We start from the raw sequence: 25,490 nt of genomic DNA on the forward strand, positions 1-25,490 counted from the left end.
TCAGGTCAGGTGGGTGGCGATCTCTTGGAGGGTGCTCAGGTCAGACGGACGGGGCGGGATTCAGCACCGGTAGGGAGGCGGCCAGGTCAGGTGGGCGGGAGGGTTCTGATGCCGTTCGGCGATGCTCAGGTCAGGCGGCTGGGGAGGGGTTTGATGCAGCTCGGGAGGCGGTCGGGTCGGGCGGGCAGGGAGGGTTCTGATGCCGTTCGGGAGGCAGTGAGGTCGGGTGGTTGGGGAGGGTTTGATGTTGTTCGGGCGATGCTCAGGTCAGGCGCACGGGGAGGGATTTGATGCCGTTGATGAAGTTCGAGCGCAGGCGGCGGGCCTCGCCGGTCTGGCGGAGCTTGGGGAAGCGGATGGCCAACTGCTCGAACAGGATGCGAAGCTCCAGCTTGGCCAGGTGGTTGCCGAGGCAGAAGTGGGCGCCACCGCCGCCGAAGCCGATGTGCGGGTTCGGGTCGCGCCCGATGTCGAACGTCTCCGGGTCCGTGAACACCGACGCGTCCCGGTTGGCGGAGCCGTAGAAGACGACGACCTTGTCGTTCTCGCGGATGCGCTGCCCGCCGAGGATCACGTCGGAGGTGGCCGTACGACGGAACAGGTTCACCGGCGACACCCAGCGGACGATCTCGTCGGCCGCCGTGCGCGCGAGCGCCGGGTCGGCCGCGAGCCGGTCCCACTGCTCGGGGTGCTCGAACAGCGCGAGCATGCCGCCGGAGGCCGCGTTGCGGGTGGTCTCGTTCCCGGCGACGACGAGGAGGAGGACGAACAGGTCGAACTCGTTCTCGTCGAGGGTCTGGCCGTTCTCGTCGGGCTGGATGAGCTTGCTGACGATGTCGTCGCGCGGCGCGGCCTTGCGCTGGGCGGCGAGCTGGTTGGCGTACGCGTACACCTCCATCGCCGCCGCGCCGCCCTCCTCGGGGGAGGTGGCGTAGTCGGGGTCGTCGGCGCCGATCATGCGATTGGACCAGTTGAAGATCTTGTCGCGGTCGGCGACCGGGGCGCCGAGCAGCTCGCAGATGACGTACAGGGGCAGCGGGGCGGCGACCTCGGTGACGAAGTCCACCTCGCCGGAGCAGTTGTCGAGGAGGTCGTCGCAGATGGTGCGGATGTGCTCTTCGAGGGCGTTGATGGTGCGCGGGGTGAAGCCCCGGTTCACGAGCGAACGGCGGCGCGTGTGCTCGGGCGGGTCCTGGTTGAGCATCATCAGCTGCTGGAGTGCCAGTTGGTCCTCCGGCACCTCGTCGAAGATCGCCAGGCGCCGGGCGGAGGAGAACAGCTCGGAGTTCCTGGACACGTGCACGACGTCGTCGTACCTGGTCACGGCCCAGAACCCGGGCTCTCCCGGGTGCTGGTGGACGGGGTCGTGCTCTCTCAGCCAGCGCAACTGCTCGTGAGGTGGTCCGCTCGCCGCGTAGGTGTCCTGGTCGACGAGGTTGATGAGCACCCGCTCCACCGCCTTGATCAAGGGCTTCGGCAATTTACTGAAACGTGTTCTATTACGCTCGCCCGGCTCCGTCAAGGGCGCGGACGCCAGGGAAAGCGACCTGTAACGGGCGCGGTCGGCGGCTGCCGGGGGACCGTCGCAACGGCGATCGCCACAGGATCGGGGGTCGTTCAGGGCGAGATGAGGCCACCACGATGCTATCGCCGCACGGACGCGGGCTTCTGTCGCGGGGAGGCTGGATATTCGGCCGTTCGCGTTGCGGTCACCGGCCGTGACGCGGTGCGGACAGCTGCGGCGATGTTGGCGGCGCACACACGCGAGCGTCGCGGGGAGGGCGCACACACGCGAGCGTCGCGGGGAGGGTGCACACACGCGAGCGTCGCGGGGAGGCCGGGCAGCCCTGCCTTCCGCTCGCGCTACGGTCGTGCACCCGGTGCGGTCCCGGGGTGAGCGTGTGCGGTTGCGGGCCGCGATGCGGTGCGGACGGCTGCGGCGATGCTGTCAGCGCACGCACCCGAACCTCTGTCGCGGGGAGGTCGGCTAGCCTCCGCTTCCCGCTTCCCGCCGCGACCCCGCATCCAGTGCGGCCCTGGGCGACTGCGTGCGGTCATCGGCCGCGACGTGGCGTGGACAGCTGCGGCGATGCTGTCGGCGTACGGATACGGGCCTCTGTCGCGGGGAGCCTGGACGTCCGCTTGTCCGTGTGTCGTCACCGGCTGCGACGCGACGTGGGCAGCCGCGTCGCGGTCAGGATCCAAAGGCGGCGCAGCCGACAGGGACGGACGTGGTGAGGTGGGGAGTGTGAACGGAACGGATGGAGATAGCGGCGCGATGGGGCCGAGGGCCCAGAATCGTCGGGAGCGGGGAGCGGGGAGCGGGGAGCGGGGAGCGGGGAGCGGGGAGCGGGGAGCGGGGAGCGGGGAGCGGGGAGCGGGGAGCGGGGAGCGGGGAGCGGGGAGCGGGGAGGGTGGGGAGAGCTTGGACCTTTGGGGAGGTGGGAGGTGGGGGCGAGCGTCGGGCCTCCTCCGATGTTTCTGGGGTTGACGCTTCCTGGTGAAGGGTGGCCTGCGGGCGTGGGTGTGTGAAGTGGTTCTGAGCCGGGCTCTGGTTTGCAAGAAGGGATGCCATCCCAGGTTGACCGAGGCGTCGAGTGCAACCGGTTGCAGTCTCGGTCGGCGAATCGGGAGGTCACGGATCGGAGGTATCTGCCTGGCTGGGCTTGACAGTGGCCAGGTCGAACCGCAGCATCAGAAGGCAAGACATCCGATGTATAAAGGCTAAGGGTGCGGTGTGAAGCTGCTGCGAGTAGGACCTGCCGGCAACGAGCGGCCGGTGGTGCTGGACGCCTCCGGTGACCTGCGAGACATAGGGGAGCCCGACATCGACGGCGCTTTCCTGGCCTCGGGAGGGCTCGCGCGGGTGCGTGCGGCCCTGGAGGCCGGTCGGCTGCCCGTCGTGGACGGCGAGGGCCTGCGGATCGGCGCGCCCGTCGCGCGCCCCGGCAAGATCGTGTGCATCGGCCTCAACTTCAGCGACCACGCCGCCGAGTCCGGCGCCGCGGTGCCCGAGGAGCCCGTCGTCTTCATGAAGGCCGCCAACACCGTGGTCGGGCCGTACGACGAGGTGCTGGTCCCGCGCCGGAGCGAGAAGACCGACTGGGAGGTCGAGCTGGCCGTCGTCATCGGCGGCACCGCCCGCTACCTGGACAGCCGGGAGGCCGCGCTGGAGGTGATCGCCGGATACGCGATCTCCAACGACGTGTCCGAGCGGGAGTTCCAGCTTGAGCGCGGCGGCCAGTGGGACAAGGGCAAGTCCTGTGAGACGTTCAACCCGCTGGGCCCGTGGCTGGTGACGGCCGACGAGGTCGGCGACCCGCAGGACCTGGCGATGCGGTTGTGGGTGAACGGCGAGCTGCGCCAGGACGGCAACAGCAAGAACATGATCTTCGATGTGGCCGAGATCGTGCGCTACCTGAGCTGGTTCATGGTGCTCGAACCCGGCGACGTGATCAACACCGGCACCCCGGCGGGCGTGGCGCTCGGCCTGCCCGGCCAGCCGTACCTTCGTCCGGGCGACGTCATGGAGCTGGAGATCGACGGGCTCGGACGGCAACGGCAGACGGTGGGCCGAGGATGAGCCACCGCATCGTGGAGACGGAGATCGGCGGGCCCGGGCGGCAACGGCAGACGGTGGGCCGAGGATGAGCCGCCGCATCGTGGAGACGGAGATCGGCGGGCCCGGGCGGCAACGGCAGAGGGCGGGCCGAGGATGAGCCGCCGCATCGTGGAGATGGAGACGTACGACATCCGATTCCCGACATCTCGGGAACTGGATGGCTCCGATGCGATGAATCCGGATCCCGACTACTCCGCCGCCTACGTGGTGCTGAAGACCGACGACGGCCACGAGGGCCACGGCTTCGCGTTCACGATCGGGCGCGGCAACGACGTGCAGACGGCGGCCATCGGGGCGCTGCGGCCGTACGTGCTCGGCCGCGACGCCGACGACCTCGGCGCGCTGTACAAGGAGATGGTGGGCGACTCCCAGCTGCGCTGGCTCGGGCCGGAGAAGGGCGTCATGCACATGGCGATCTCCGCCGTGGTCAACGCGCTGTGGGACCTGAAGGCCAAGCGGCACGGCAAGCCGCTGTGGCTGCTGCTGGGGGAGATGTCCCCCGAGGAGATCGTCGATCTGGTGGACTTCCGCTACCTCAGCGACGCGCTCACGCCGGAGGACGCGCTGCGGATCCTCCGCAAGGCCGAGCCGACCCGGCGCGAGCGGATCGAGAGCCTGCGCAAGGACGGCTACCCCGCCTACACGACCTCGCCCGGCTGGCTCGGATACGACGACGAGAAGCTGCGCCGCCTCTGCAAGGAGGCCCTCGACCAGGGCTTCAAGCAGATCAAACTGAAGGTCGGCGCCGACCTCGAAGACGACCTGCGCAGGTTCGCCACCGCCCGCGAGGTCTGCGGCCCCGACTTCCCGATCGCCATCGACGCTAATCAGCGCTGGGACGTCGCCTCCGCGATCGAGTGGGTCACCGCGCTCAAGCCGTACAACCCGCACTGGGTCGAGGAGCCCACCAGCCCCGACGACGTGCTGGGCCACGCGGCCATCGCCGAGGCCATCAGCCCGGTCCCGGTCGCGACGGGCGAGCACGTGCAGAACCGGATCGTCTTCAAGCAGCTTCTGCAGGCCGGGGCCATCTCCTACCTGCAGCTCGACTCGGCCCGCGTGGGCGGCGTCAACGAGAACATCGCGATCCTGCTGCTGGCGGCCAAGTTCGGGGTGCCGGTGTGCCCGCACGCGGGCGGCGTCGGGCTGTGCGAGCTGGTGCAGCACCTGGCGATGTTCGACTTCGTGGCCGTCAGCGGGTCGATGGAGGGCCGGGTCATCGAGTATGTCGACCACCTGCACGAGCACTTCGCCGACCCGGTGGTGATCGAGCAGGGCTGCTACGTCGCGCCGAGCCTGCCGGGCTTCAGCGCGCAGATGCGCCCGGCGTCGATCGCCGCGCACCTGTATCCGGACGGCTCGGTGTGGAGCGGCTCGTGAGTACGGCCAGGCGGGAGGAACCGGTGAGTCTCAAGGCCATCGTGACCGGCGGCGGCTCCGGCATCGGGCTGGCGGCGGCGCACGCGCTGCTGGCCCGGGGGATGAGTGTCGCCTGTTTGGACCTCAATCCCCCCGGCGAGCCCTTTATCGGGATAAAAGCTGACGTGTCGGATGACGTGCAGGTCCGTGCCGCCGTCGCCGAGGCCGTCGACCGCCTCGGCGGCCTCGACGTGGTCGTCAACAACGCGGGCATCGGCGCGGCGGGCACCGTCGAGGACAACCCGGACGACGAATGGCGCCGGGTGCTGGACGTCAACGTCCTCGGCATGGTCCGGGTGGCCAGGGCGGCGCTGCCGTACCTGCGGAGATCGGAGCACGCCGCGATCGTCAACACCTGCTCCATCGCGGCCACGGCGGGGCTGCCCGACCGTGCCCTCTACAGCGCGAGCAAGGGCGCGGTGCTGTCGCTGACGCTGGCGATGGCCGCCGACCACGTCCGCGAGGGCATCCGCGTCAACTGCGTCAACCCCGGCACCGCCGACACCCCGTGGGTCGGGCGGCTGCTCGACGCGGCGGCGGACCCGGAGGCCGAGCGGGCGGCGCTGAACGCCAGGCAGCCGATGGGCCGCCTGGTCAGCGCCGAGGAGGTGGCCGCCGCCATCGCCTTCCTGGCCGGCCCGGAGTCGGGTGCGACCACCGGCACGGCGCTCGCCGTCGACGGCGGCATGCAGGGACTACGGCTGCGCCCGGCCACCTGACGTACTTCACAGCCATCCACCCCCCGGAAGAGTACGAAGGAACCTGGCACATGAGGATCGGATTCGTGGCCGCGACGGCGGCCCTCCTGGCGTTGGTGACGGCCTGCGGCTCGGCGGACGGCGGCGGAGCCGCCCCAAGTGGAGGAGGTGGCGGAAAGGTCGGAATCGACCATCCGAGAGCCGACTCCGACTTCTGGAACTCCTACATGAAGTACGTGGACACCCTGTCGGGCGAGCTGAAGGTCGACAGGCTGAACCCGACCAACTCCCAGAACGACGTCTCCAAGCTGGTCGGCAACGTCCAGGCGCTGACCGGCCAGGGCGCGAAGGCGATCATCATGGCGCCGCAGGACACCGGCGCCGTCGCCACGACGCTGCAGCAGCTGGAGAACAAGAAGATCCCGGTGGTCTCCGTGGACACCCGTCCGGACAAGGGCAGGGTGTTCATGGTCGTGCGGGCCGACAACCGCGCCTACGGCACCAAGGCGTGCGAGTTCCTGGGCGAGAAACTGGGCGGCAAGGGCAAGGTCGTGCAGTTGCAGGGCGCGCTCGGCTCGATCAACGGGCGCGACCGTTCAGAGGCGTTCACGGAGTGCATGAAGACGAGGTTCCCCGGCGTCACGGTCTTCAGCGAGCCGACCGAGTGGGAGGGCAGCAAGGCGGCCTCGATGCTGCAGACCCGCCTGGAGCAGCACCCCGACATCAAGGGCGTGTACATGCACGCGGGCGGCGTGCACCTGGCGCCGACGCTGCAGGTGCTGCGGACGAAGGGGCTGCTGGTGCCGCCGCAGGACGCGGGACACGTCTTCGTGGTCTCCAACGACGGCATCCCGCAGGAGTTCGAGGCGATCCGCAAGGGGGAGATCGACGCGACGGTGTCGCAGCCCGCAGACCTGTACGCGCGGTACGCGCTCTTCTACGCCAAGGCCGCCACCGAGGGCAAGACGTTCAAGCCCGGCCCGACCGACCACGGCAGCACGATCATCGAACTGCCCAACGGCCTGGAGGACCAGCTCCCCGCCCCGCTCGTCACCAAGGACAACGTGGACGACCAGAACCTCTGGGGCAACCAGGTCAAGTGATGATTTATCACGTCGAAGCTCTGAATGTCGTGAAGCGCTTTGGCCCGACCACCGCGCTCGACCACGCGGGCATCACGATCGCCGAGGGCGAGACCCACGCGCTCGTCGGCAGGAACGGCGCCGGCAAGTCCACGCTGGTCTCGATCCTGACCGGCCTCCAGCGCCCCGACGGCGGCGAGGTACGGTTCGCCGGCCGGCCCGCGCCCGCCCTCGCCGACCGCGACGCCTGGCGCCGGCGGGTGGCCTGCGTCTACCAGAAGTCCACGATCATCCCCGCGCTGACCGTCGCGGAGAACCTGTTCCTCAACCGCCAGGGCAGGTGGATCGACTGGCGCGGGCTCCGCGCCCGCGCCCGCGACCTGCTCGCGACCTACGAGGTGGACGTCGACGCCGAGACACTCGCCGGCGACCTCGGTGTCGAACAGCGCCAGCTCGTCGAGATCGCCCGCGCGCTGTCGTTCGGGGCGACCTTCATCATCCTGGACGAGCCCACCGCCCGCCTGGACGGCCCGGCCATCGAGCGGCTGTTCACCCGCATGCGCGCACTGCGCGAGCAGGGCGTGACGATGATGTACATCTCCCACCATCTGGACGAGGTCTACGAGATCTGCCAGAGCGTCACGGTCTTCCGCGACGCCCGGCAGGTCATGACCCGCCCGGTGGCGGGGCTGCCGCACGACGAACTGGTCTCGGCCATGACCGGCGAGGCCGCCGTCCACTACGAGGCCCGTCCCCGCACCCCAGGCCAGAACATCGTGATAAAAGCCGAAAACCTCTCCCTCAGCGGGAGATTTCACGATGTGGGGCTGACGGTGCGGTCCGGCGAGGTCGTCGGCCTGGCCGGGTCGGCGAGCAGCGGCAAGGTCGGCCTCGCCGAGACCCTGGCGGGCCTGCGCCGGCCGGACACCGGCCGGGTCGAGGTCAACGGCTCCCACCCCAGATCGGGCGACGTCCCCGCGTTCCTCGCCGCCGGGCTCGGCTTCGTCCCCGAGGACCGCCACCGCGAGGGCTTCGTCCCCCTACTGTCGGTCGCGGAGAACGCCACCGTCCCGATCGCCCGCAGACTCGGCAGGTTCGGTACGGTCAGCCCCGCCCGCCGCCGCGCCGAGGCCGCCCACCTGATCCGGACCCTCGACATCAAGACCGAGGGCCCCGACCAGCCCGTCGGCGACCTGTCCGGCGGAAACGCGCAGAAGGTGGTCTTCGCTCGCGCCCTGGTCGACGACCCCAAGGCCCTGGTGGTGATCAACCCGACCGCCGGAGTGGACGTGAAGTCCAAGCTGGCCCTGCTCGGCGCCGTGGAGGACGCCGTCGAACGCGGCGCGGGCGCGGTCGTGGTCTCCGACGAGCTCGACGACCTGCGCATCTGCGACCGGGTGCTGGTGATGTACCACGGCCGGATCGTCAGGGACGTGCCGCGCGGCTGGACCGACCACGAACTCGTGGCCGTCATGGAAGGCATCGAACAGTGACCACTGCCACCGTTCCGGCGTCGAAGTTGAGGATGGCTCGCTTCCGCGACCTGACCCTGGTGCCCGTGATCGTGCTCCTGCTGGCCGTCGGCGCGGTCCTGGACCCGATCTTCCTGACCTCCGGCAACCTCACCAACATCCTGCAGCAGCAGGCGGCCATCTCCCTCGTGGTGCTGGCCGAGGCGATGATCCTGATCAGCGGGAAGTTCGACCTGTCCCTGGAGTCGACCGTCGGCATGGCCCCGGCGCTCGCGGTGATGCTGGTGGTCCCCGCCGCCGCGGGCGGGTTCGGCCTCGGGCTGCCCGCCGTCCTGGTGATCCCGCTGTGCCTGCTGGTCGGGGCGGCGGTCGGGGCGTTCAACGGCTTCCTGATCATCAGGTTCCAGCTGTCGGCCTTCGTGGTCACGCTGGCCATGCTGATCATCGTGCACGGCCTGCAACTCGGCCCCACCGAGGGTAAGACGCTCTTCCAGTTGCCGGACTCGATCCTCTACCTGGGCAGCGCGACCTGGCTCGGACTGCCCGCCGCGATCTGGATCGCCGCGGTGCTGTTCGGCGCGGGCAGCCTCGGCCTCGGCTACCTGCGGCTCGGCCGCTCCCTGTACGCCATCGGGGGCAACGCCGACGCCGCGCGGGCGGCGGGCATCCGCGTCGACCGGGTGCTGTGGGGCGTGTTCGTGCTCGGCGGGGTGCTGGCCGCGCTGGCGGGCATCCTGGAGACCGGCAGGCTCGGCGCCATCGGCGCGGGCCAGGGCGTGGGCTGGATCTTCATGGTCTTCGCCGCCGCCGTCATCGGCGGGGTCAGCATGGACGGCGGCAAGGGCACGATCCTCGGCGCGCTGACCGGCGTGCTGGTGATCGGGCTGGTGCAGAACATCCTCACGCTGAAGGGCGTGTCCGGATTCTGGCAGCCGGTGGTGTACGGCGGGATCATCCTGGTAGCCCTGATGATCAGCCGGATCGCCGGCGGGAAGGCGCAGGACTGATGGAACGGCTGGCACTGCGGTCGCGGCTGCGGCCCGGCTGTGAGCGGGTCTACGACGAGGTGCACGCGAGCGTCCCGGCCGAGCTGGAGGCGGCGATGCGGGAGCACGGGGTGCGCTCGTGGCGGATCTGGCGCGACGGGCTCGACCTGTTCCACGTGGTGGAGGTCGACGACTACGCGGCGTTCCAGGCGGCGATGAAGGGGCATCCGGCCGACCGGGCGTGGCAGGTACGGATGAACCGCCTGCTCGACGGGGACTTCGACAAGGACACGGGCGGCCTGAAGCTCGTCTGGGAGATGCAATGAAATTTCCGGACATGGGGTTCGGGGCCGCGCCCATCGGCAACCTCTTCCGGGCCGTCTCCGACGAACAGGCCAGAGAATGCCTCGACGCCGCCTGGGACAGCGGCGTCCGCCTGTTCGACACCGCCCCCCACTACGGCCTCGGCCTGTCGGAACGCCGGGTCGGCGCGGCCCTGCGGGGCCGTACCGGCTATGTGTTGTCCACCAAGGTCGGCCGCCGCCTGGTGCCCGGCGACCCCGCGCCGGACACCGAGGGCTTCGACGTCGTCTCCGGCCTGCGCCGGGTCTGGGACTTCTCTCGCGACGGCGTCCGCCGCTCCCTGGAGGAGTCACTGGTACGGCTCGGCCTCGACCGCATCGACCTCGCCCTCATCCACGACCCGGACGAGCACGTCGAGGCCGCGCTCACCGGCGCCTACCCCGCGCTCGCCGAACTGCGCTCGCAGGGCGTGGTCAAGGCCATCGGGCTCGGCATGAACCAGTGGCGGGTGCCGCTGCGGTTCGTCGAGGAGACCGACCTCGACGCGGTCATGCTGGCCGGGCGCTACACGCTGCTCGACCAGTCGGGGCTGCCGCTGCTCGACGCGTGCGCGGCCAGGGGCGTACAGGTGCTGGCGGCGGGGGTGTTCAACAGCGGCCTGCTGGCCACCGACGAGCCGTCCGGGACCTTCGACTACCTGCCCGCGTCCGGCGCGCTGCTGGAGCGGGCGCGCACGCTCGCCCGGGTCTGCGCCCGCCACGGCGTCACGCTGCCGCAGGCGGCCATCGCCTTCCCCGCACGGCATCCGGCCGTCTCCACGGTCGTGCTCGGCGCCAGGTCCGCCGAGGAGGTACGGCGCAACGCCGCGCTCCGGGCCGAGCCGGTGCCGGAGTCACTGTGGGAGGACCTCGGGTTCGGCGAACGATGACTCACCCTTCGACCCCCTGAGCACGCACGGGCAGCCGAGGCGTCTGCGCGCAGCCGGGCAGGTCCTGTCCACGGGCCGCGGTGCTGAACCGGCAGGCACATGGAGAACTCCATGATCGCCGCTGGCGGGATCGCGCCACCTGCACGGGCCGCGCCGCCGTACCGGTCGGCCCTGTCCCTTCCGGGACGGGGCCGCCAGCGGGCGCGGCCACGGCAGTTCGTGGGCCAGGCCGGTGCGGCCGCCTTCGATCGGCGCACGGCCCGGGGCGTTCGGCGGGGGGTCAGTCCAGAGCCCTGCGCAGCCATTCCTCCACGCCCGCCACGTGGACGGTCGCCCAGGAGCGGGCCACGTCGGGCTGGCGGGCGGCGATCGCCTCGTAGATCGCGGTGTGCTGCTCTCTCGTCTTCTCCAGCGCGCCCTCCTGGGTCAGGCCGCGCCAGATGCGCGCCCGGTGGGTCGGACCGGCCAGGCTCTCGATGAACGAGCACAGCACGCTGTTGCCCGAGCCCTGTGCGATGAGCTGGTGGAAGGTGAGGTCGTTGTCGACCAGTTCCTCGATGGTCGGCTCTTTGGGCAGCGAGCGCAGGACCTCGGCCAGCGCCTCGATGTCCTGCTCGGGCATCTGCACCGCCGCCATCGCCGTCGCCGCCGGTTCCAGGATGCGGCGGACCTCGAAGAACTGGATGACGGTGTCGTCGCGGTGCAGGTCGAGGACGAACGACATGGTGTCGAGCAGGAGCCGGGGTTCGAGGCTGGTGACGTAGGTGCCGTCGCCCTGCCGTACGTCGAGGACGTTGATGAGCGCCAGTGCGCGCACCGCCTCGCGCAGCGAGTTGCGGGACAGACCCAGCCGCTCGGCGAGGTCGGCCTCCTTGGGCAGCCGGTCGCCGGGGGCGAGTTCGCCCGAAAGGATCATCTGCTTGATCTTGTCGATCGCCGCGTCGGTGACGGCCACACTTGTCTCCCTAGACATCGGATGTCTATGAGTCTAGGGCCTGGGAGCGTACGGGATCGACCTCGGGGGTGCGGGGGATCGCTCCGCGCGTCTCCATGGTGTGGCAGCGGGCGGCCATGCGGTAGGCGGCCATTCCTCGGAGCATCGGGGGTGGTGTCGTCATCGCGGCGATCTCCCGGATCGGGGGTCAGGTCCTCGCCGTCCGAGGCGGGACGACGGTGAGTGCGCAGGTGCTCCTGGAGATGGTGACGGATCTTCCCCGGCCGTGGGGCGACATCCGGAAATTCCCGCCCTATCCGCCTAACGAGGAAAGGGGGTGGGTGGGGATGCTGAGCGAACCCGGGGTGCCTCAGGTGAGGCGTTCGAGGATGGTCGCCGTGGCGAGGGCGCCGCCCGCGCACATGGAGACGAGGGCGGTGGAGGCGTCGGAGCGTTCGAGTTCGTGGACGGCCGTGGTGATCAGCCGCGAGCCGGTGGCGCCCACGGGGTGCCCGAGGGCGATGGCGCCGCCGTTGCGGTTGACGCGGTCGAAGTCGGGCCGGTGCACGTCGGCCCACGACAGGACCACCGCCGCGAACGCCTCGTTGACCTCGAAGGCCCCGATGTCGTCCATGCGCATCCCGGCCTGGGCGAGCACCCGCGCCGTCGCCTCGACCGGGCCGTCGAGGTGATAGTACGGCTCGGCCCCCACCAGCGCCTGGGCGAGGATCCGGGCGCGGGGCCGCAGCCCGTGGCGGCGGGCGGCCTCCTCGCTCATGAGCAGCACGGCCGCGGCGCCATCGGAGATCTGCGACGCGGTGCCCGCGGTGTGGAGCCCGTCGGGCAGGACCGGTTTGAGCCCGGCCAGCCCCTCGGCGGTCGTCTGGCGTAACCCCTGGTCGCGGTCGATGCCGTCGATGGCCACGATCTCACGCGCGAACCGCCCGTCGGCCCACGCCTGGGCCGCCAGCCGCTGGGAGCGGGCGCCGAGCCAGTCGAGCCGTTCGCGGGTCAGCCCGCGCCGCCTGGCGATGCGCTCGGCGGCGGTGAACTGGTCGGGCAGGTCGATCGACCAGTCGTCGGGCCGGGGCCGGGCGGGACGCACGTTGCTGCCGAGCGGCGCCCGGCTCATGACCTCGACCCCGCAGGCCACACCGACGTCGATGACCCCGGCCGCGATCATGGCGGCCGCCAGGTGCACGGCCTGCTGGGACGAGCCGCACTGGGCGTCGACGGTCGTGACCCCGGCCTGGTGGGGCAGCCCGGCGTACAGCCATGCGTAGCGGCCGATGTGGCCGCCCTGCTCGCCCGCCTGGGTGACGCATCCGGCGAAGACCTGTTCGACGAGGGCCGGGTCGAGGCCGGAACGTTCGACGAGCCCGCGCAGCGCCGCCGCGAGCACCTGCTGCGGTTTGAGCTCGGCCAGCCAGCCGCCCCGCTTGCCGATGGGGGTGCGTACCGCTTCGACGATCACCGGTGAGCCCACAGCCGCCTCCAGAATGATGCTCCGGAGTGGACTGTAACGCGTTCTACTTTTGTGGTGCAACGGCCTCCGGGAGGGTTTCCTGAAGTCCGAAGACGCCGAAGAGAGCCAGGTCGAAGAACTGGACCGTGCGGCTGATGCCGTCCGGCCGCAAAGTGAGAACGTGGATCGCGAAGGCGCGGTGCGGGCCGCCCTCGGGATCGCGGAGGTAGGCGGCGAAGGCGGGCTGGCCGTTGGCCGCGCACGGCACCAGCCTGAGGTCGCCGGGACCGCTGACCGGGCAGTGGGTGACGGTCAGGCGGCGGATGTTCTCGCGGCCCCGGAACCAGCCGGGGTAGGGCGGCATCTCGAAGACCGCGTCCTCGGTGAACAGCGAGACGATGGCGTCGAGGTCGTAGCTCTCGAACGCGCTCACGTAGCGGTCGAGCAGTTCGCGCTGGGTGCGCTCGTCGGGCTCGGCGAGAGCCTCTTCGGACGGCGCCGCCTGGGCGAGCTGGGCGCGGGCGCGTTGCAGGATGCTGTTGACGGCGGTCGTCGTGGTGTCGAGCACCTCGGCGACCTCGGCGGCCCGCCACTGCAGGACGTCGCGCAGGATCAGCACCGCGCGCTGGCGCGGCGGAAGATACTGCAGTGCGGCGACGAGCGCCAGCCTGATGCTCTCGCGCGAGGTGACCACCGTCGCCGGGTCGCGGCCGTCGGCGCCGACCGTCGCGTCGGGGACCGGCTCCAGCCAGGGCAGGTCGAGCGCCTCGGCCAGCGGTTCGGCGCCCTCTGCGTCGGGAGAGCCGAGCCCGGTCGGCAACGGACGTCTGCCGCGCTGGTCGAGCGCGGTCAGGCAGCGCGTGGTGGCGATGCGGTAGAGCCAGGTGCGCACAGACGAACGGCCCTCGAACCCGTCGTATGCCCGCCAGGCCCGCAGATAGGTCTCCTGGACGAGGTCTTCGGCGTCGTGCACCGAGCCCGTCATGCGGTAGCAATGGGCCAGCAGCTCACGCCGCAGCGGGTCGGTGAGCTGGAGAAAGTCTTCTCCGACGGTCATGCCCTCATGTCTACCCGATGCCTACGACAGAAAATGTGTTCGATCGCGCCGGGGTCAGAGGTCGCCGACGAGCCTGGTGGCGGCGATCTCGATGCGGCGCTGGATCTCGTCGTAGGTGCGGCGGCCGCGCAGCATCTCCAGCAGTTCGTGGACCCACACGCTGGACAGCGAACCGGCCAGGGCGAGCTGCTCGTCCGTGGCCTGCTCCAGGGTGAGCCCGCCGGCCGACACCCGCAGCAGCAGTCCGGTCATCCGGTCGCCGAACGGCGTCTCGACCTCGGCCATGATCAGCGAGCGGATCAGCGCGTCGGCGAGTTCGGGCTCGCGCATGAGCCCCCGGGTGGCGCGCATGAGCACGTCGACCGCGCGTCCCGCCGAGGTGTCGGCGTTGGGCGGACGCCGTTCGATGCTGTTCTCCAGCAGGTCGATCTCTTCGCCGACGACCGCCACGACCAGGTCCATCTTGGAGGGGAAGTAGCGGTAGAGCGTGCCGAGGGCGACTCCGGCGCGTTCGGCGACCGTACGCATCTGCATGGCCTCGACGCCGCCGCGCGAGGCGAGGGCGGCGGCGGCCTGGACGATCCGCTTGCGGCGCTGGTGCTGGCTGCGGGTGCGCACGCCGGAGCCGCCCGTGGCCTTCTTCGGGTCCGCTTCTGGGTCGTTCTGTGACGCTGCGACGGTCGCAGTCGGAGTGCGCATAAGAACACGTTATCTGATACTGGCGGCACCGGCTTTGTTACTCGTCAGTCACAAACGAACCGTATACACCCATGTCTCATGGGTCACGGAGTCGCGGGAATCCCAGCTCGGCGGGCCGGGCACTGGACACTGAATAGAATCTGTTCTACTTTGCGGACGTCGGACGACCGAGCGCTTGGTGGAGGTGTGATGCCCGCTGACACCCTCGCCGCCCTGCTCCTGGCCCGCGCCGAGGACGATCGGCCCGCGCTGCTGTTCGAGGGGCGGAGCTGGAGCTGGCGTGCCCACGTCGCCGAATGCCGCCGCCGGGCGGCGTGGCTGCGCGGCCGTCCGCATGTGGGGGTCCTGCTCGACAACGTCCCGGAACTGGTGACCCTGATCGGCGCGGCCGCGCTGAGCGGCCAGGTGATCGTGGCCCTCAACCCCACCCGCTCGCCCGCCGAACTCGTCCGCGACGCCCGCGCCGCCGACGTCGGCCTGCTCGTCTGGGACGACCCCCACGGTACGGCGGCGCGCGCGATCGCCGCCGCCCTCGCCGTCCCCTGCCTGCGCACCGAGGACCTGGACGGACCCGGCGGGCGGGCACCCGCCGGCAGGAGGACGCCCGACGAACTGGTGATGCTGATCTTCACCTCCGGCACGTCCGGACGGCCGAGGGCGGTACGGGTGACCCAGCGGAAGATCGCGCTGCCCGGCCTGTCCCTGGCGCGGATGCTGGGTCCGGCGGACGTCGTCTACTGCTCGATGCCGCTGTTCCACTCCGGCGCCCTCATGGCCGCCTACGCCCCCGCCGTCGCCGCCGGGGCCGCGCTGGTGCTGAAGCGCCGCTTCTCCGCCTCGAACCTGCTGCCCGACCTGCGCGAGTACGGCTGCACCTACCTCCACTACGTGGGCAAGGCCCTGTCCTACGTCCTGGCCACGGAGGAGCGCGGGGACGACGCGGACAACCCGCTCCGGCTGGCCTTCGGTAACGAGGGCAGCGCCACGGCGACCCGGCGCTTCGCCGAGCGGTTCGGCTGCCGGGTGATCGACGCGTTCGGCTCGACGGAGACCGCCCTGTCGATCCGTCCGGACCCGCAGGCCCCGCCCGGTTCGCTGGGGCGGCTGCCGGACGGCGTGGAGATCCGCAGCCCCGTGACCGGCGCGCGCTGCGCCCCCGCGCGCGTCGAGGACGGCCGCCTGCTCAACCCGGACGAGGCGGTCGGCGAACTGGTGAACGTCCGGGGGACGGGCCTGTTCGACGGCTACTACAACGACCCGGAGGCGGACGCCGAGCGGATCAGGGAGGGCGCGTACTGGTCGGGCGACATGGCCTACGCCGACGCGGCGGGCCACGTGTTCTTCGCGGGCCGGGGCACCGAGCGGCTGCGCGTGGACGGGGAGAACCTGGCCGTCGCCCCGATCGAGGAGGTGCTCGGGCAGGCTCCGGGGGTGGTCGAGGTGGCGGTGTACCCGGTTCCGGACGTGGCCGCGGGCGACCAGGTGATGGCCGCCGTGGTGCCGGGCCCGGCGTTCGAGATCGACGGGTTCGCGGCGTTCATCGCGGGCCGCACGGATCTCGGCCGCAAGGCCGTACCCCGATACATCCGGATCAGCGGGGAGCTGCCGCACACCTCCTCGCACAAGATCGTCAAGCGCGTCCTGGCCGCCGAGTGCTGGCACACCACCGACCCGGTCCACGTCAGGACCGGCACCGGCTACCGCCCGCTGACGGCCGCCGACAGAGCGGAGATCGACGCGGAACTCGCCCGCAACGGGCGGCGAACCCCACGGGAGACCTGAGTGGACTTCACCCTGGACGAGACACAGAAGGAACTGCGCGACCTCACCGCCCGCCTGCTCGCCGAGGACGTCGGCCCGGACGCGCTGCGCGCGGCCGGGCTGTTCGGCGTCTGCCTGCCGGAGGAGGTGGGCGGCGCCGGGCTCGGCGCGGTCGAGATGGCCGTCGTCCTGCGCGAGGTGGGCGCGCGCGACCTGCCCGCGCTGCCCCTGCTGGTCGGCTCGCTGGCGGTCGCCGCGCACGGCTCCCGCGAGCAGCAGGCGAAAGTGGCCCAGGCCGGGCTCACCACCGTGGCCCACCGCGACCAGGGGCGGGAGACCACCGCCCGGTACGCCGCAGGCTGGACGCTCACCGGCCGTAAGTCCGGCGTCCCGTACGGCGCGCAGGCCGACCTGGTGCTCGTCGCCGCCGACCGGGGCCTGTTCCTGGCCGCGCCCGGCCGGAGCGTCCCGGAGTTCACGGCGACCGGGGCGCCCGCCGCCACCCTCGTCTTCGACGGCACCCCGGCGGAGAAGCTCGACGGCGGCGACCCCGGGGCGCTCGCCCGGCTGTTCACGGTCGGGGTGGCCGCGCAGGCCGGCGGCGTGCTCGCGGGCGCGCTCGCGCTCACCACCGAGTACGTCAGGACGCGCCGCCAGTTCGGCCGGGCGCTGGCGGAGTTCCAGGCGGTCACCATGCAGATCGCCGACGTGTACATCGCCTCCCGCGCGCTGGACGTGGCCATGTGGTCGGCCGCCTGGGGCCTTTCCGACAAGGACGTCGCCCTCGCCGGGTTCCACGTGAGCGAGGCCTACCGGGCGCTGTTCACCTGCCAGCACCTGCACGGCGGCCTCGGCCTCGACGTCACCTACCCGCTGCACCGCGCCTTCGCCCACGCCAAGCACCTGACCCACCTGCTCGGCGGCGCCGACGCCCAGCTCGACCTGATCGGAGCGCTCGTCTGATGCTGATCGACCTGACCGCCGAGCAGAAGCGGCTGCGCGACGGGCTGCGCGAGTACTTCCGGAACTGCCTCACGGAGGACGACCGCGCCAAGATGGCCGAGGACCCGTTCGGCGAGGCGTACATGGCGCACTGCCGCCGCCTCGGCGGCGACGGCAAACTCGGCCTCGGCTGGCCCGAGCAGTACGGCGGCGCCGGATACGGCCCCCTTGAGCAGCAGATCTTCGCCAACGAGATCGCCCGCGCCGGGGTGCCGTACCCGATCATCACGGTGCAGACGGTCGGCCCGACCCTCATGCAGTACGGCACCTCCGCGCAGAAGGAGTTCTTCCTGCCGCGCATCCTCGCGGGCGAGTGCCACTTCGCGATCGGCTACAGCGAGCCGGAGGCGGGCACGGACCTGGCCGCGCTGCGGACGAGCGCGGTGCTCGACGGCGACCACTACGTCGTCAACGGCCAGAAGGTCTTCACCTCCGGCGCCCACCACGCCCAGTACATCTGGCTGGCCGCCCGTACGAATCCGCAGGCCAAGAAGCACCGGGGCATCACCATGATGATCGCCGCCACGGACGATCCCGGCTACTCGTGGACGCCGATCGTCACCATGGACGGCCGCCACCACACCAACGCGACCTACTACCAGGACGTACGGGTTCCGGTGGACATGGTCGTCGGCGAGGTGGACAAGGGCTGGGACCTCATCGTCAACCAGCTCAACCACGAGCGGGTCACGCTGGGCCCGGCGGGCAACCTCGGGCAGTCCCTCGACCGGTTCGCGGCGTGGGCGGACCGTACCGGTGCGATCGCCCTTCCCGACGTACGGCGGGCGGTGGGCCGCGTGTACGCCTACTTCCGCACCAACGAGCTGCTGAACTGGCAGGTCGCCGCGAACATGGACCTGGGCTGGCTGGGCGCCCCCGACGCGTCCGCCACCAAGATCTACGGCTCGGAGCGGATGCAGGAGGTCGGCCGGATCATCGGCGACATCCTGTCGAGGTACGGCGATCCGGCCGATCCGGAGACCGCCGAGCTGCTGGAACGCCACGACCACGGGGTGAAGGGGGCGGTGGTGCTGACGTTCGGCGGCGGCGTCAACGAGGTGCAGCGGGAGCTGATCGCCATGCTGGGCCTGAGCCTGCCGAGGCCGCCGCGATGACCGGGCCGCACGAGCTGGCGGAGAAGGCGCGGGCGCTGGGGGAACTGCGCGGCGCCCCGGCTGCCGACCCGGTGAACGTGCCGATGATCAGGCACTGGCTGGCGGCCATGGGCGACGACAACCCCGTGTACCTGGACGAGGGGCTGGCGCCGCCCGCGATGGCGCAGGTCTGGACGATGGCGGGGGTGCGGGGCGGGCGTGACGGTTCGCCGATCGACGAGGTCCTCGCGGAGCTGGACGCCCAGGGGTTCACCGGCGTCGTGGCGACCGACTGCAGGCAGACCCACCATCGGTACGCCAGGGTCGGCGACCTGCTCACGCCGGGCACGCGGTTCACGGAGCTGACGGGGCCGAAGCGCACCAAACTCGGCGAAGGGTACTTCGTCACCTGGACGGTGACCTGGTACGACCAGGCTGAGGAGCAGGTGGCGACCATGCTATTCCGGATCCTGAAATTTCGCCCGGCAGAGAAAAAATCGGTCTATCCCCTGAAACCCGCCGTCAACCAGGACACCGCGTTCTTCTGGGACGGCGTCGAACACGGCGAGCTGCGCATCCAGCGCTGTGAGGACTGCGGTGAACTGCGCCATCCGCCGGGACCGCTCTGCCCGTCGTGCCGTTCGACCCGCCGGGGGTACACCGTCGCCTCGGGCGAGGGCACGGTCCTGAGCTACGTCGTCCACCACCACCCGCCCGTCCCTGGGCGGGCGGCGCCGTTCGCAGTGGCGGTGGTGGAACTGCCGGAAGGGGTGCGGATCGTGGGCAACGTGGTGGACTGCCCCGTGGACGCCGTGGAGATCGGCCTGCCGGTGCGGGTCGCCTTCCGCGCGATGGACACCGACCGGACCCTGCCGCTGTGGACGCCGAGGGAGCCGTGACGGCCATGATCGGTACCGCACTGCCGCGACTGTCCCTCGACCTCACCCCCACGCTGGTGGTCTCGACGGCCATCGCCACCATGGACTTCACACCCGTGCACCACGACGCGGAGATCGCCCGCGCACAGGGCGCCAAGGACGTCTTCCTCAACATCCTGACCACGATGGGCCTGGTCGAGCGCTACGTCACCGACTGGGCGGGACCCCGGGCGATGATCCGCAGGATCGACGTCAAGCTGGGCGTCCCGGCGTACGCGGGGGACCGGCTCACCTTCGCGGGCGCGGTCACCGCCGTCGCGGGCGACGAGGTGACGGTCGAGGTCCGGGGCGCCGTGTCGCTCGGCGTGCACGCCACCGGCACGGTGATGTTCACTCTGGCAGGGGAGGGCTCGTGATGGACGCCGCCATCGCCGGTATCGGGGCCACCGAGTTCAGCAAGGACTCCGGCCGCTCCGAACTGCGGCTGGCCGCCGAGGCCGTCCTCGCCGCGCTCGACGACGCCGGGCTGCGCCCCGCCGACGTCGACGGCCTGGTCACCTACACCCAGGACACCAACCAGGAGATCGCCGTCGCCAGGGAGACCGGGATGGGGGAGCTCGGCTTCTTCTCCCGCGTCCACTACGGCGGCGGCGCCGCGTGCGCGACCGTCATGCAGGCCGCGATGGCCGTCCAGACCGGGATGGCCGAGACCGTCGTGTGCTACCGGGCCTTCAACGAACGCTCCGGGCGGCGCTTCGGCCAGCCGGACGCCCGCCTCGGCGGCGAGCCGACCTCGCAGGGGCTGGAGATGAGCTGGCACGTGCCATACGGGCTGATGACACCGGCCGCGTGGGTGGCCATGTCCGCCCGGCGCTACCTGCACGTGTACGGCGCGAGCTCCGAGGACTTCGGCCGCGTGGCCGTCGCCATGCGCAGGCACGCGGCCACGAACCCGGCGGCCTGGTTCCACGGGCGGCCGATCACGCTCGCGGAGCACCAGGCGTCGCGGTGGATCGTCGAGCCGCTGCACCTGCTCGACTGCTGCCAGGAGAGCGACGGCGCGGTCGCGCTGGTGGTCACCTCGCTCGACCGCGCCCGCGACCTGCGCCGCCCGCCCGCCGTCGTCACGGCGGCGGCCCAGGGTTCCGGGGCCGGGCAGATGATGATGACCGGCTACTACCGAGGCGACCTGACCGGGCTGCCCGAGATGGCGGCCGTGGGGCGCAGGCTGTGGGAGCGCTCGGGGCTGCGCCCGCAGGACGTCCAGACCGCGATCCTCTACGACCACTTCACCCCGTTCGTCCTCATGCAACTGGAGGAACTGGGCTTCTGTGGCCGGGGCGAGGCGCCCGGCTTCGTCGCCGACGGCGGCATCGAACTCGGCGGGCACCTGCCGGTCAACCCGCACGGCGGGCAGCTCGGCGAAGCCTACATCCACGGGATGAACGGCATCGCCGAGGCGGTCCGCCAGGTGCGCGGCACATCGGTGAACCAGGTCGCGGACGTGGCGCACGTCCTGGTCACGGCGGGGACCGGCGTGCCGACCAGCGGCCTGGTCCTGTCGGCCCGCTGAACGGCCACGGACCGGTGACCCCCCGGGCCGTGAAGACGACCGGCAACGGCTGCCGGCGGTGACCCCGGGGCAAGACGACCGGCGACGGCTATGGGCCGGTGATGCCGGGGACCGTGAAGAACACCAGCATCGCGATGGCCACGCAGATCAGGAAGCCGAGCACCTCCCAGGCCCAGTCGTGGTGCCGCTCGCGCCGTTTGCGGGGCGTGGTGCTCCGCTCCTGGCCCTGCGGCCGCCGCGACCGGGACGGACGGCGGGCGGCGCGAGCGGGCTCGGCCCGTACGGCCGTGCCGAACGGCCCGCCCTCGGACTTCTCCGGATCCTCCGGGCCCGGCGGGGGCGCGAACAGCGCGTCCGCCTCCCGCCTGGCCAGGTAGGCGGGCGGAGCGCTCTCCTCCGGCACGCCTTCTTCGCACAGGATCTCCTCGCGCAGGCCCTCTTCACGCAGGCCCTCCTCGTGCACGATCTCCTCGCGCACGATCTCCTCGTGCGGGATCTCCCCGTGCAGGACCTTCGCGGGCAGCGTGTTCCCCGGCAGCGCTCTACCCTGCGGGGCCCTTTCCTGCAGTGTCCATTCCTGCGGGGCCCCTTCAGTCAGGGTCTCCTCGGGTGAGGGCATCCGGTAGACGGGCTCGCCCGGCGGGCGGCGCGGCCGGAAGAACCCGCCCGGAGGGGCGTCCTCCGTGAGCTCACGCGCACTGTGGACGAGGACGTCACCGGGACTGGGCAGCCCGAACCGGATCGCGGGCAACTCGGCGGTCACGGCGTCGTCGAGCACATCACCGGGCGCCGGGGCGACCGTGCCACCGGCCGTCTCCACCGCATCGACGACCGGCGCCTCCACCGCGTCGGCGCTCGGCGCGTCCAGCACGTGGGCCGGGAGCGGGGCCGACAGGACGGGCCCGTCGTCCGAGACACCGGGCCGGACGTCTGAGACCTCGGGCCCTGCGTCCGGGACGGCGGGGGTCCAGCCGCGCGGCTTCGGCCGGGGCGGCAGGCGTCTGCGGGCGGGGGAGTCCGGCCGTTCGGTGCGCCCGAGGCTGAGCGCCGCGTCCAGCCCGGACGGCAACTGCCCGCCCCGCAGCCGGGGAATCGGCGCCGTCGTGGCCTCGTGGTCGGCCGGGCCGGCGGGCGGCGTCAGCAGCTCTGCGGGGAAGATGCCGGTGGCCGTACAGGGATCGGTGTCGGCGAGCGGCTGCGGCCACGACGGCGGCGCGGGCCACAGCGGCTTGACGAACAGCGGCGCGGCGGCCTGCGGGCTCGCCCCCGCGACCTGCGTCCGCAGCACGGACGGCGGCGCGGGCCACGGCAGGCGGCACAGGATGTCGCGCAGCGGCGCGACGGCGAGCGCGCCGAAGACGTCCGCCATGTCGGCGGGTACCCGGGTGGAGTCGAGGGCGAGGGTGAGCGCCTGCCTGAAGCGGCCGGTGGCGCTGTCGGCGAGTTCCTCGGCGGTGTCGGGTGCGACTTCGAGCACCCAGCCGAGTTCGGCGCGGGTCAGTCCGCACACCTCGCAGAGCAGCAGCACCTCGCGCTGGTGGGGGCGTAGCTCGCGCAGGGTGCGTTCGACGAGGGCGGAGGCGGGGTCGACGAGCGGGTCGACGACGGGCGGCGCGTAAACGACATCCCCGCGGTGGATCTCACGGCGGGCGAGGGCGTACAGCGCCGCACGCGGCGGTGCCACGGCCGGGACGCCGGACAGCACGGAGACCAGCGCGTACTCGGCGGTCTCCGGGTCGCCGAGCTGGTCCGCGCAGTACGCGAACAGCCCGGTGGCGTGACGGTCGTAGAGCTCGGCGATCAGGTCGTTGCGGGTGCGCTGATCGGTGAGCGGTTGTGTCACTGGGCCGGTTCCTCTGGTGAAAACGGACGCTTGACTGTGAGGGGTGCGGCGTCGGGGTCAATCATGCCAACTCAACCGGTTCAGTGCACTAGCGACACGGCATTTGATGGGAATTATCCCAGGTAGGTGAACCGCTTAAGCCGGGGCCGAGGGGACAGACTGCCTCACATCGCCATAGGGTATGTGGGCAGGAGATCATGCGGCGGTCGTGGCAGGGGGGCTACGGCCCTGCCACGAAACGCGGAAGGTCGCGCGTGATCACATTCGACTCTGTCACAAAACGCTATCCGGACGGCACCGTGGCCGTGGACGACCTCTCACTGGAGGCGCCCACCGGCCAGATCACCGTGTTCGTCGGCCCTTCGGGCTGCGGGAAGACCACGTCACTCCGGATGATCAACCGGATGATCGACGCGACGGAGGGGCGCATCCTGCTCGACGGCGTCGAAGTCGGGACGATCGACCCGCCCACGCTCCGGCGCGGCATCGGCTACGTCATCCAGCAGGCCGGGCTCTTCCCCCACCGTAAGATCGTGGACAACGTGGCGACCGTCCCGTTCCTGCTCGGGTGGGACAAGAAGAAGGCCCGCGACCGGGCCATGGAGCTGCTGGAGGTGGTCGGGCTCGACCCGGCCATGGCCGGGCGGTACCCGTTCCAGCTCTCGGGCGGCCAGCAGCAGCGCGTCGGCGTGGCGCGGGCGCTGGCCGCAGACCCGCCGGTGCTGCTCATGGACGAGCCGTTCAGCGCCGTCGACCCGATCGTGCGCACCAGCCTCCAGGACGAGCTGATCAAGCTCCAGTCCGAGCTGCACAAGACCATCGTGTTCGTCACCCACGACATCGACGAGGCCATCAAGCTCGGCGACCGGGTCGCGGTGCTGCGGGTGGGCGGCAAGCTGGCCCAGCTCGCCGACCCGAAGACGCTGCTGTCCGAGCCCGCCGACGACTTCGTGCGCGAGTTCCTCGGGCACGACAGGGGGATCCGCCGCCTGCAGTTCATCGGCTCCGCCGGACTGCGGCTGCGTACCGACCTCACGATCGAGCACGAGGAGTACGCCATCGGCTCCGCCGAGCCGTGGCTGCTGGTCGTCTCCCCGGACGAGCGGCCCGTGGCGTGGGTCTCGCCCAGGCGGCCGCAGGAACGGGAACCGTACGGGACCTTCGTGCACGGACAGGACAGCATGCGCACGGCCCTCGACGCGGCGCTGCTGTCGCCCTCCGGCTGCGCGGTGGCCGTGGACGCCGACGGCAAGGTCGTCGGCGTCGCCACCCGTGAGGCCATGGACGAAGCCCTCGCGGAGGTCGCGGATGGGTGACGGCCCCCCCTCACTCTGGGAGTGGATCGCCCGCAACTGGGACACCGGCCGGGTCGGCAGCATCAGCGACCTGCTCCAGGACCACCTGGTGATGTCGTTCGTGCCGATCGTCGCCGCGCTGGTGCTGGCGCTGCCGCTGGGTCTCGCGTGCGTCCGCTTCCGCTGGCTGTACCAGCCGACCTCGGGGCTCATGAACGTCGTGTACGCGCTGCCGTCGCTGCCGGTCTTCATGCTGCTGATCTCGGTGACCGGGCTGTCGAAGACCACCGTGATCATTCCGCTGACCTTCTACGCGATGGCCGTGCTGATCCCGTCGGTGGTCGACGGACTGGGGGCCGTACCCGACCATGTGCGGCAGTCGGCGGTCGCGATGGGCTTCACGCCCGCGCGCCGCCTGATCCAGGTCGAGCTGCCGATCGCCACGCCGGTCGTGCTCGCCGGGCTGCGGGTGGTCGCGGTCTCCAGCATCAGCCTGGTCAGCGTCGGCGCGCTGATCGGACAGGGCGGGCTCGGCATGCTGTTCACCCGCGCCTACCAGAACCCGTTCCTGCCGCCGGTGATCGTCGGGATCGTGCTCATCGTGCTGCTGGCGCTGGTCGCCGACGGGCTGCTGGTACTGGCCCAGCGGCTGCTCACGCCGTGGGTGCGGGCGAGGAGGGCGTCGTGAACTGGCTGCTCGACTTCTTCGGCGACCCGGCGAACTGGACGGGCCCGTCCGGCATCCCGATGCGGCTGCTGGAGCACCTGGAGTACTCCCTGATGGCGCTGGCCCTCGCGGTGGTGGTCGCGATCCCGCTGGGGCTGCTGATCGGGCACAAGGGCAGGGGCGGGGTGGCCGTGGTCGTCACGGCCAACCTGGCCAGGGCGCTGCCGACGCTGGGCCTGCTGGTGCTGTTCGTGCTGCTGCTCGGGACCGCTTCGATCCTGCCGGTGATCATCCCGCTGGTGCTGCTGGCGATCCCGCCGATCCTGGTCAACACCTTCGAGGGGATCAGGGGCGTCGATCCCGAGCTGCGCGACGCGGCGTACGGGATGGGGCTGCGCGGCGGGCAGGTGCTCGGGCGGGTGCTGGTGCCGGTGGCGCTGCCGCTGATCCTGCTGGGGTTGCGGCTGTCGGCCATCCAGGTGGTGGCGACGACGACCGTGGCCGCGTACGTCGGACTGGGCGGGCTCGGCCGGTTCGTGATCGACGGGTTCGCGACCAAGGACTATCCGAGCGTCGTCGGCGGTTCGGTGTTGATCGTGCTGTTCGCGCTGGCCGTCCAGCTGGTTTTCACGCTGGTCCAGCGGGTGACGGTTTCGCCGGGGGTGAGCCAGAAGCTGAAGGTTCGCTAGTGTCCTGTATTACCCCCCGGTTA

General features: G+C 71.3%; 23 protein-coding genes. 17 read left to right on the forward strand and 6 right to left on the reverse strand.

Going from position 1 to position 25,490, the window contains the following annotated elements:
- Nucleotides 1–262: 262 nt before the first annotated feature.
- The gene (locus ABD120_RS09700) at nt 263–1,468 is read right to left on the reverse strand and encodes a cytochrome P450 (RefSeq protein WP_343949416.1); all 1,206 of its coding nucleotides are present in this window, start codon (nt 1,466–1,468) and stop codon (nt 263–265) included.
- Nucleotides 1,469–2,737: 1,269 nt separating this feature from the next.
- On the opposite strand from ABD120_RS09700, the gene ABD120_RS09705 reads away from it, so the two are divergent.
- From ABD120_RS09705 to ABD120_RS09740, 8 genes are all read left to right on the forward strand, one after another.
- On the forward strand, nt 2,738–3,583 hold the full coding sequence (locus ABD120_RS09705; protein ID WP_343949417.1) for a fumarylacetoacetate hydrolase family protein: 846 nt from the start codon (nt 2,738–2,740) through the stop codon (nt 3,581–3,583).
- Nucleotides 3,584–3,715: 132 nt separating this feature from the next.
- Nucleotides 3,716–5,002, forward strand: coding sequence for an L-fuconate dehydratase (locus ABD120_RS09710; RefSeq protein WP_343949418.1), 1,287 nt, complete (start codon nt 3,716–3,718; stop codon nt 5,000–5,002).
- Nucleotides 4,999–5,760 carry an SDR family NAD(P)-dependent oxidoreductase gene (locus ABD120_RS09715; RefSeq protein ID WP_343949419.1) on the forward strand — a complete coding sequence of 254 codons (762 nt, stop codon included), beginning with the start codon at nt 4,999–5,001 and terminating at the stop codon, nt 5,758–5,760. Before ABD120_RS09710 ends, ABD120_RS09715 begins: the two co-directional genes overlap by 4 nt.
- Before the next feature lie 50 nt (nt 5,761–5,810).
- Nucleotides 5,811–6,842 carry a sugar ABC transporter substrate-binding protein gene (locus ABD120_RS09720; RefSeq protein ID WP_343949420.1) on the forward strand — a complete coding sequence of 344 codons (1,032 nt, stop codon included), beginning with the start codon at nt 5,811–5,813 and terminating at the stop codon, nt 6,840–6,842.
- A gap of 29 nt (nt 6,843–6,871) precedes the next feature.
- Entirely contained in the window at nt 6,872–8,314 is a 1,443-nt protein-coding gene (locus ABD120_RS09725) for a sugar ABC transporter ATP-binding protein (RefSeq protein WP_343949421.1), read from the forward strand.
- A 32-nt stretch (nt 8,315–8,346) separates the two neighbouring features.
- A complete protein-coding gene (locus tag ABD120_RS09730; RefSeq protein WP_343949422.1) occupies nt 8,347–9,300 on the forward strand; it encodes an ABC transporter permease in 954 nt (317 codons plus the stop codon).
- Nucleotides 9,300–9,605 (forward strand): L-rhamnose mutarotase, encoded by a 306-nt coding sequence (locus ABD120_RS09735; RefSeq protein ID WP_343949423.1) that lies wholly within the window; start codon nt 9,300–9,302, stop codon nt 9,603–9,605. Before ABD120_RS09730 ends, ABD120_RS09735 begins: the two co-directional genes overlap by 1 nt.
- Entirely contained in the window at nt 9,602–10,510 is a 909-nt protein-coding gene (locus ABD120_RS09740; protein ID WP_343949424.1) for an aldo/keto reductase, read from the forward strand. The genes ABD120_RS09735 and ABD120_RS09740 overlap by 4 nt, the downstream gene beginning before the upstream one ends.
- 280 nt (nt 10,511–10,790) lie before the next feature.
- Here ABD120_RS09740 and ABD120_RS09745 read toward each other — a convergent pair whose 3' ends face one another.
- The 4 genes from ABD120_RS09745 to ABD120_RS09760 all read right to left on the reverse strand — a co-directional run bounded on the left by ABD120_RS09745 (nt 10,791) and on the right by ABD120_RS09760 (nt 14,665).
- Complete coding sequence (locus tag ABD120_RS09745) at nt 10,791–11,465, reverse strand: FadR/GntR family transcriptional regulator (protein WP_343949425.1); 675 nt, start codon at nt 11,463–11,465, stop codon at nt 10,791–10,793.
- A 349-nt stretch (nt 11,466–11,814) separates the two neighbouring features.
- Complete coding sequence (locus ABD120_RS09750) at nt 11,815–12,930, reverse strand: steroid 3-ketoacyl-CoA thiolase (protein ID WP_343949426.1); 1,116 nt, start codon at nt 12,928–12,930, stop codon at nt 11,815–11,817.
- A gap of 43 nt (nt 12,931–12,973) precedes the next feature.
- Nucleotides 12,974–13,966, reverse strand: coding sequence for a sigma-70 family RNA polymerase sigma factor (locus ABD120_RS09755; protein ID WP_343949427.1), 993 nt, complete (start codon nt 13,964–13,966; stop codon nt 12,974–12,976).
- A 54-nt stretch (nt 13,967–14,020) separates the two neighbouring features.
- Nucleotides 14,021–14,665, reverse strand: a complete 645-nt coding sequence (locus ABD120_RS09760; protein WP_343949428.1) for a TetR family transcriptional regulator — start codon at nt 14,663–14,665, stop codon at nt 14,021–14,023.
- A gap of 189 nt (nt 14,666–14,854) precedes the next feature.
- On the opposite strand from ABD120_RS09760, the gene ABD120_RS09765 reads away from it, so the two are divergent.
- Genes ABD120_RS09765 through ABD120_RS09790 form a run of 6 tightly spaced genes read left to right on the forward strand, consistent with a single transcriptional unit; the run spans nt 14,855 to nt 20,973 of the window.
- Nucleotides 14,855–16,447: an AMP-binding protein gene (locus ABD120_RS09765; RefSeq protein ID WP_343949429.1), complete on the forward strand. Its 1,593-nt coding sequence runs from the start codon at nt 14,855–14,857 to the stop codon at nt 16,445–16,447.
- On the forward strand, nt 16,448–17,389 hold the full coding sequence (locus tag ABD120_RS09770) for an acyl-CoA dehydrogenase family protein (protein ID WP_343949430.1): 942 nt from the start codon (nt 16,448–16,450) through the stop codon (nt 17,387–17,389).
- Nucleotides 17,389–18,543, forward strand: a complete 1,155-nt coding sequence (locus ABD120_RS09775; RefSeq protein WP_343949431.1) for an acyl-CoA dehydrogenase family protein — start codon at nt 17,389–17,391, stop codon at nt 18,541–18,543. The genes ABD120_RS09770 and ABD120_RS09775 overlap by 1 nt, the downstream gene beginning before the upstream one ends.
- A complete protein-coding gene (locus tag ABD120_RS09780; RefSeq protein ID WP_343949432.1) occupies nt 18,540–19,421 on the forward strand; it encodes a bifunctional MaoC family dehydratase N-terminal/OB-fold nucleic acid binding domain-containing protein in 882 nt (293 codons plus the stop codon). Before ABD120_RS09775 ends, ABD120_RS09780 begins: the two co-directional genes overlap by 4 nt.
- A 5-nt stretch (nt 19,422–19,426) precedes the next feature.
- A complete protein-coding gene (locus ABD120_RS09785) occupies nt 19,427–19,816 on the forward strand; it encodes a MaoC/PaaZ C-terminal domain-containing protein (RefSeq protein WP_343949433.1) in 390 nt (129 codons plus the stop codon).
- The gene (locus tag ABD120_RS09790; RefSeq protein WP_343949434.1) at nt 19,816–20,973 is read left to right on the forward strand and encodes a lipid-transfer protein; all 1,158 of its coding nucleotides are present in this window, start codon (nt 19,816–19,818) and stop codon (nt 20,971–20,973) included. The genes ABD120_RS09785 and ABD120_RS09790 overlap by 1 nt, the downstream gene beginning before the upstream one ends.
- 88 nt (nt 20,974–21,061) lie before the next feature.
- Here ABD120_RS09790 and ABD120_RS09795 read toward each other — a convergent pair whose 3' ends face one another.
- The gene (locus ABD120_RS09795) at nt 21,062–22,816 is read right to left on the reverse strand and encodes a hypothetical protein (protein ID WP_343949435.1); all 1,755 of its coding nucleotides are present in this window, start codon (nt 22,814–22,816) and stop codon (nt 21,062–21,064) included.
- A 254-nt stretch (nt 22,817–23,070) separates the two neighbouring features.
- Between ABD120_RS09795 and ABD120_RS09800 the strand changes: the two genes are divergently transcribed.
- Genes ABD120_RS09800 through ABD120_RS09810 form a run of 3 tightly spaced genes read left to right on the forward strand, consistent with a single transcriptional unit; the run spans nt 23,071 to nt 25,467 of the window.
- Nucleotides 23,071–24,132 (forward strand): ABC transporter ATP-binding protein, encoded by a 1,062-nt coding sequence (locus ABD120_RS09800; protein WP_343949436.1) that lies wholly within the window; start codon nt 23,071–23,073, stop codon nt 24,130–24,132.
- Nucleotides 24,125–24,799, forward strand: a complete 675-nt coding sequence (locus tag ABD120_RS09805; protein ID WP_343949437.1) for an ABC transporter permease — start codon at nt 24,125–24,127, stop codon at nt 24,797–24,799. The genes ABD120_RS09800 and ABD120_RS09805 overlap by 8 nt, the downstream gene beginning before the upstream one ends.
- Nucleotides 24,796–25,467, forward strand: a complete 672-nt coding sequence (locus tag ABD120_RS09810; protein WP_343949438.1) for an ABC transporter permease — start codon at nt 24,796–24,798, stop codon at nt 25,465–25,467. The genes ABD120_RS09805 and ABD120_RS09810 overlap by 4 nt, the downstream gene beginning before the upstream one ends.
- Nucleotides 25,468–25,490: the final 23 nt, after the last annotated feature.

Origin of the sequence: Nonomuraea longicatena (assembly GCF_039525605.1) — a bacterium.
In the GTDB taxonomy this organism is placed as follows: domain Bacteria; phylum Actinomycetota; class Actinomycetes; order Streptosporangiales; family Streptosporangiaceae; genus Nonomuraea; species Nonomuraea longicatena.

Bases quoted from the DNA above. Each gene is read 5' to 3' on its own strand.
- ABD120_RS09775 (WP_343949431.1), top strand. From the start codon at position 17,389: ATGCTGATCGACCTGACCGCCGAGCAGAAGCGGCTGCGCGACGGGCTG.
- ABD120_RS09790 (WP_343949434.1), top strand. From the start codon at position 19,816: ATGGACGCCGCCATCGCCGGTATCGGGGCCACCGAGTTCAGCAAGGAC.
- ABD120_RS09735 (WP_343949423.1), top strand. From the start codon at position 9,300: ATGGAACGGCTGGCACTGCGGTCGCGGCTGCGGCCCGGCTGTGAGCGG.
- ABD120_RS09730 (WP_343949422.1), top strand. From the start codon at position 8,347: ATGGCTCGCTTCCGCGACCTGACCCTGGTGCCCGTGATCGTGCTCCTG.
- ABD120_RS09720 (WP_343949420.1), top strand. From the start codon at position 5,811: ATGAGGATCGGATTCGTGGCCGCGACGGCGGCCCTCCTGGCGTTGGTG.
- ABD120_RS09755 (WP_343949427.1), bottom strand. From the start codon at position 13,966: ATGACCGTCGGAGAAGACTTTCTCCAGCTCACCGACCCGCTGCGGCGT.
- ABD120_RS09785 (WP_343949433.1), top strand. From the start codon at position 19,427: ATGATCGGTACCGCACTGCCGCGACTGTCCCTCGACCTCACCCCCACG.
- ABD120_RS09780 (WP_343949432.1), top strand. From the start codon at position 18,540: ATGACCGGGCCGCACGAGCTGGCGGAGAAGGCGCGGGCGCTGGGGGAA.
- ABD120_RS09710 (WP_343949418.1), top strand. From the start codon at position 3,716: ATGAGCCGCCGCATCGTGGAGATGGAGACGTACGACATCCGATTCCCG.
- ABD120_RS09740 (WP_343949424.1), top strand. From the start codon at position 9,602: ATGAAATTTCCGGACATGGGGTTCGGGGCCGCGCCCATCGGCAACCTC.
- ABD120_RS09760 (WP_343949428.1), bottom strand. From the start codon at position 14,665: ATGCGCACTCCGACTGCGACCGTCGCAGCGTCACAGAACGACCCAGAA.
- ABD120_RS09765 (WP_343949429.1), top strand. From the start codon at position 14,855: ATGCCCGCTGACACCCTCGCCGCCCTGCTCCTGGCCCGCGCCGAGGAC.
- ABD120_RS09805 (WP_343949437.1), top strand. From the start codon at position 24,125: ATGGGTGACGGCCCCCCCTCACTCTGGGAGTGGATCGCCCGCAACTGG.